Source organism: Enterobacter asburiae, from assembly GCF_008080435.1.
Classification (GTDB): Bacteria; Pseudomonadota; Gammaproteobacteria; order Enterobacterales; family Enterobacteriaceae; genus Enterobacter; species Enterobacter asburiae_C.
This window is the reverse complement of record NZ_VRKN01000044.1, coordinates 1-4,207: the sequence shown is the minus strand read 5'-3', so window position 1 is coordinate 4,207 and position 4,207 is coordinate 1. Positions and strand designations below refer to the sequence as shown.

Here is a 4,207-nt window from a genome sequence, read left to right as displayed (position 1 = left end):
TAGTGTTAGACATATATTCAAGCCTATCTCTTATCTGGAGATACAGCTACTGTCTGGTGTTTCAGGGGGCTACATCAATGGGAGAGTGAATGTTCAACAGAATAATCAATAAAAGCTATAATGTCAGGCTCAGTGAGCAATTCATTAATACTTGTCCATAGATTAATATAAGAATCATACTGTATCTTATTTATATATATAGCCTTCAACATGAATTTGATAAATATATAATCTTCAAGATGGGACCGTTCCATAACAAGATTAAATCCCTTGTCCAGCCAGGATTTAATAATCAACGCACGCTGCACCATAAAATTGAGCTGGATAAGATAACCATAGTTGATGGTGTCATCAAACAGGTAAGGAAGGAGTGAATGGTGGACACTTTTTTCGTCTATAGCGATAGTATACGGATCATCCTTAAATAAAGACATAGACAGTCGTCTCAGAAGGGTACTTTTCCCTACCCCAGAATTGCCTGATAAGCATATGTATAGGGGTTTCCTCTCCTGATTTTTTTCTTTTTTATCTGCTGACCAGGGGTCCATAAAAAGATAATTATATCTCATGCGGTGAACTCCCTTTCATCCAGCCAGAAACGGTTATTTTCACATTTTCGCATGATTTCATTATTCCCAAAAATAGCATTGATAATTTTATCTGGTGAGTCTGTTAGCATATTACCCAACAGGGTGTAGTTCTCACCGTCGGGAATAATAATGTCAAAATTTGGTTCCATAACAACATTGGCTTTGTCCCTCTCATCGAAGGTGGCCCAGCTAATGGGCATGCCTGGATGTTGTTTTTTCAGTATTTCCATTTTGTCTGTAAATACATCTGTATTGATTTCCAGTTTATCTCTTTTTTCTTTCCCGACGCCTAAGGGGCAGAACTGGTAAAATCGCCAAGCTTGGATTTTATAGGGAAGTGCTTCCACCCAGCTGACAATATCACTTAGCAGATTGACATTTGACTGAGAGACCACAGTAGTAAGTTTGATATTAATGCGGTTATTATTATTCGGGAGCCATGTTAATATATTTTTGATAACTCTGTGCTGGTTACTCATTTTATCACTGCGAATATCCGAATTGACACGCTTATCAATCCCGTCAATTGGCATTCCCACCCAGTCCAGAACCGGATTTAACCGCTCATGATCCATTATGAAACGATGTCCGACTGTGGATAGATAGGTCATGAAACCCATCTGTTTTGCGTATTCAATCAGGTTAATGAAGTCCGTTCTGGACGTTGGTTCACCACCAGTAAAACCGATACGACGGAAACCCATTCTATACATGCGTTCAATAACATTAAGGGCACTGGATAGAGAAGAATCCTGAATACCGGGGTTGCGGAAACACAGATCACATCCAAGATCACAGTGTGAGGTTATTCTAAAATCCAAAAGCAGGCTGCTAATATCCATTACGAGTCCTCTGACCGTTGATAAGAAACTCAATAACCATGCAAATATGAAGGTTTTTAGAACAGCATACTCTCTGATTGAACGATTTTAAAGAATAGGCATACATATAGTATGGTTTTAATTCAAACCCCTGATCGGCTTAGCTTGCTCGATGACAAAATTTTGTTGGGCTCCGGCTTACAACCCCAAGATGGTTCATGATTATGCCTGCAGATTTCCTTCAACAAAGGATGGTGGTGCTCTGCTGTTACAAGGCTGTTATGACTATTATGGAGGCGTTTAAACGGGTGATGGACAGTGCATAAAAAGTACATATGGATTACATTTTCCTGCAATGTCCTAGATTTTTTGCTTTGCAAAATGGATGGCGTTACTGGCTCATGGCATTGCTAATGGAGTCATTGAGGTTCCAAAAAATCACAGGTCGGAAATTTCGGCGGTTCCGGCGTAGAACCCCAACATGGACGGCATCCTTAGCGGCCACGAAAGTGGCCAGTAAGAGCGGCGCGTCCTGTGGGCGCTGCAAGCGGGCTGTTGTATTTCGTCGCCCTGGGCGGGCTCAAAGCGCGTCCAGGGCGAACGCGCATGAAAAAGCCGCTTCGAAAAGCGGCTCAGAAAAGTGCAATAATTACACTTAATTCATTTTAAAGTGTGCGCAGTGAGTCTATAACAGCTGGGTCACGTTCAATCATCATCAACAACTTTAGAGATGAACCTGATGGAATACGACGATGCTGTTCCCAGCTCTGAAGCAAAGACGCAGAAACCCCCACTACATCCGCAAATTCATTTTGCTTAAGACCGCTCGCTTCGCGCATTGATTTTACATCTGGCAGTCGATGACGATGGATGTTTTCCGCCGGAACAGAGAGCGTGCCTTTCTCGATAGCAACCATCTGTTGCATGCTTTCAACGAGATCATTAAACAGTTCAGTTTTCATTATTACCCCTCTCAGGTAGATAATGCCCCGCAGTGCGGGGGCTTGTTATTCGATTTGCTGACTTATCGATTTCAGGACAGCTTTTTCGGCTTCAGTCAGATCGTCTTTTTCGTTTTTGGGATAGACCAGTAGCAGATAAAGGCGTCCCGATTTGGTTATAACGTAATAAATACCTCTTACTCCCCCCCGCTTCCCCATGCCTTCACGACTCCAGCGGATTTTTTTACATCCGCCAGTTTTACTGATTGTATCGCCAAGATCATGGTTTTTAAGAAGATGCTCTTGTAAAGCTCTGAAGTCATCATCTGGCAACAGTTCGGCTCTTCGCCTGCTAAATACGGGGGTCTCAATGAATTCCAGATACTCCATTAACGCTCGTCCCTTGCTGACCGTGAGATTATTATATTCGTACCGAGTACGAATTACAACATTTGTTCGTACTCGGTACGAACAAACAGCGATATACGATTGCTAAATAAAAATATAAAATGGTGCAACAATTGCACCTTCTGAGATAATTTATGACAGGTTATGAACTGCGTTTATGGCGTAAAGGCATGGGTTGGGATCAGGAGCGCGCAGCGGAAGAACTTGGGAAATGCCTGCGAACGTACAAAGCCTACGAGAAATCACAGGCTATAGACCGTATTGTCGAACTGGCCACCCGGTCGCTGACACTGTCCTTATTGCTTCCCGCGCTGTCAGGTAAAAACAGCGCGGAAATCTGTCAGGTTCTCGGCACTCTAACGGACTGACCACCCTCCGCCACCGGCCATCGCGGATTAACTCATGACGCCTTCCCGACCGGAGCCAAATCAATACGGATCTGAGTTTCAGTGACGACGATCTGCAAATCATGTTTTCCTTCGGCTAACGCAGTCAGAACGCCGTCGGTAAGAGGGAGTGATTCGGCAAAATCGTCGCCACCAACGGCATCGACGCAGGCATCATATAATTCGCCACCGTCGGGAAACTTAGCCGGATCATAGCCTTCAGCATAAGCAACGGTGCGCCGCCCGCCCTTACTTTCCCCCTCGGATGACAGAACATAGTCGGGTAGCAGCAGCACATTACTGTGCCACCGCCCCCTAAGAACGGTACGTGCGAGTTTCCCAGCATACCGCTCAAGCCTTTGTAAACTCCCTCTCAGGAGCCAGTTTCTCGACTGTGTACTTGTTGATGGCAGTTTGGATGTAACAGTTCTAAGTTACTAAGCTGATCTCCGCCCCCCATAACCCGATGAACTTTATGATGAATATTCCATCCCGTTTCATGAGTAATGTACTGTTTGCACTTCGGGCATCGCTTGTCCTGCTTGTTCCAGAGAATCATCACTTTCTTTTTCCCGCTGTGAGTATTTTTTAGAGCATAATCCAGTCGCTTTTCAAAATACTCTTCCCATTCGGGTAAATAGGGATTCGCTATCGTTTTGATTTTAATAGTAAGCGTCGTTGGAACCACACAGTGATCTGCGTGGTTCCAACGACGCTTACGGTCATGCGGCGCGTTTAGCTCGATCTCGCCATCATCACAAAGCAGCGTTTTAGACGAGTAGCCATTGCGGGTATTCGAGCCTGCTTTGGGGACATTTTTCTCGTGACCGAGCTCGGCATTCAATGCTGTTTCGACGGTGAGCTTAGTCAGCATTCGAGAAAACGCATTGAGATCGGCTTCGGTTTAAGGCCTTTAGCCAGTTCGGCAGCGAGTGCCTTGAGTTTCCTTTCGTCATAATGTGCCTGTTTCCGTTGTCAGGAAGAACATATCAAAAACAGGCAATTACACAATCTCGTTTACAGTCTCCACCAGGGCTGTCACCATAAAAATGCACACAGAA

Annotated in this window: 7 protein-coding genes and 2 pseudogenes; 2 read left to right on the top strand and 7 right to left on the bottom strand. The window is 44.5% G+C overall.

What is annotated here, in order from left to right; genetic code table 11:
- Positions 1-74 precede the first annotated feature (74 nt).
- A complete protein-coding gene (locus FU672_RS24630) occupies positions 75-569 on the bottom strand; it encodes a deoxynucleoside kinase (protein ID WP_262349071.1) in 495 nt (164 codons plus the stop codon).
- Positions 566-1,432 carry a radical SAM protein gene (locus tag FU672_RS24625; RefSeq protein ID WP_148245210.1) on the bottom strand — a complete coding sequence of 289 codons (867 nt, stop codon included), beginning with the start codon at positions 1,430-1,432 and terminating at the stop codon, positions 566-568. Before FU672_RS24625 ends, FU672_RS24630 begins: the two co-directional genes overlap by 4 nt.
- Positions 1,433-1,583: 151 nt before the next feature.
- Here FU672_RS24625 and FU672_RS25355 point away from each other — a divergent pair.
- Positions 1,584-1,883: pseudogene (locus FU672_RS25355) on the top strand (arylsulfatase regulator).
- A gap of 193 nt (positions 1,884-2,076) precedes the next feature.
- Here the strand turns inward: FU672_RS25355 and nadS are convergent.
- Together nadS and FU672_RS24610 are read right to left on the bottom strand one after the other, a co-directional pair.
- Positions 2,077-2,373 (bottom strand): NadS family protein, encoded by a 297-nt coding sequence (gene nadS / locus FU672_RS24615; protein ID WP_148245209.1) that lies wholly within the window; start codon positions 2,371-2,373, stop codon positions 2,077-2,079.
- Positions 2,374-2,418: 45 nt separating this feature from the next.
- Entirely contained in the window at positions 2,419-2,742 is a 324-nt protein-coding gene (locus FU672_RS24610; protein WP_148245208.1) for a type II toxin-antitoxin system RelE/ParE family toxin, read from the bottom strand.
- A 152-nt stretch (positions 2,743-2,894) separates the two neighbouring features.
- On the opposite strand from FU672_RS24610, the gene FU672_RS24605 reads away from it, so the two are divergent.
- Positions 2,895-3,128 carry a hypothetical protein gene (locus tag FU672_RS24605; RefSeq protein ID WP_148245207.1) on the top strand — a complete coding sequence of 78 codons (234 nt, stop codon included), beginning with the start codon at positions 2,895-2,897 and terminating at the stop codon, positions 3,126-3,128.
- 32 nt (positions 3,129-3,160) lie between these two features.
- On the opposite strand, the gene FU672_RS24600 is transcribed toward FU672_RS24605, so the two are convergent.
- The 3 genes and pseudogenes from FU672_RS24600 to FU672_RS25345 form a co-directional block, all read right to left on the bottom strand.
- The gene (locus FU672_RS24600) at positions 3,161-3,442 is read right to left on the bottom strand and encodes a DUF3085 domain-containing protein (RefSeq protein ID WP_187360855.1); all 282 of its coding nucleotides are present in this window, start codon (positions 3,440-3,442) and stop codon (positions 3,161-3,163) included.
- Between the two features lie 77 nt (positions 3,443-3,519).
- A complete protein-coding gene (locus FU672_RS25350; RefSeq protein ID WP_262349072.1) occupies positions 3,520-3,705 on the bottom strand; it encodes an HNH endonuclease in 186 nt (61 codons plus the stop codon).
- 156 nt (positions 3,706-3,861) lie between these two features.
- Positions 3,862-4,067, bottom strand: a pseudogene (locus FU672_RS25345) (transposase); the annotation flags it as partial.
- Positions 4,068-4,207 lie beyond the last annotated feature (140 nt).